This is a genomic window from Roseburia sp. AF20-18LB (assembly GCF_003461185.1).
Taxonomy (GTDB): Bacteria; Bacillota; Clostridia; order Lachnospirales; family Lachnospiraceae; genus Roseburia_C; species Roseburia_C amylophila.
The window spans coordinates 1-295 of sequence record NZ_QTWP01000008.1 but is presented as its reverse complement, the minus strand read 5'-3'; the positions used below and the strand labels follow the sequence as shown (position 1 = coordinate 295).

The following is a 295-nucleotide window of genomic DNA, read 5'->3' as shown; positions in this document are numbered from 1 at the left end:
TGGGCCAAATAAATTTAAAATAAAAGTGGACCTTCGGGGACTCGAACCCAGGACCGACCGGTTATGAGCCGGTTGCTCTAACCAACTGAGCTAAAGGTCCATATAAAGCCGATGATCGGACTCGAACCGATAACCTGCTGATTACAAATCAGCTGCTCTGCCAATTGAGCCACATCGGCGTATGCCTTCTGCAGACTATGAACCCAGCCTTTCAGCCAATCTTGCAGTTTACAATCCATGAGTTTTCACCCAAGTGACTCCGACGGGAATCGAACCCGTGTTACCGCCGTGAAAG

At 49.2% G+C, this 295-nt stretch carries 2 tRNA genes; both read right to left on the bottom strand.

Annotated features, from left to right (window positions below):
* Positions 1-26: 26 nt before the first annotated feature.
* Positions 27-100: transfer RNA gene (locus tag DWX65_RS12415), tRNA-Ile, on the bottom strand.
* Between the two features lie 6 nt (positions 101-106).
* Positions 107-179 (bottom strand) — tRNA-Thr (locus DWX65_RS12410).
* Positions 180-295 lie beyond the last annotated feature (116 nt).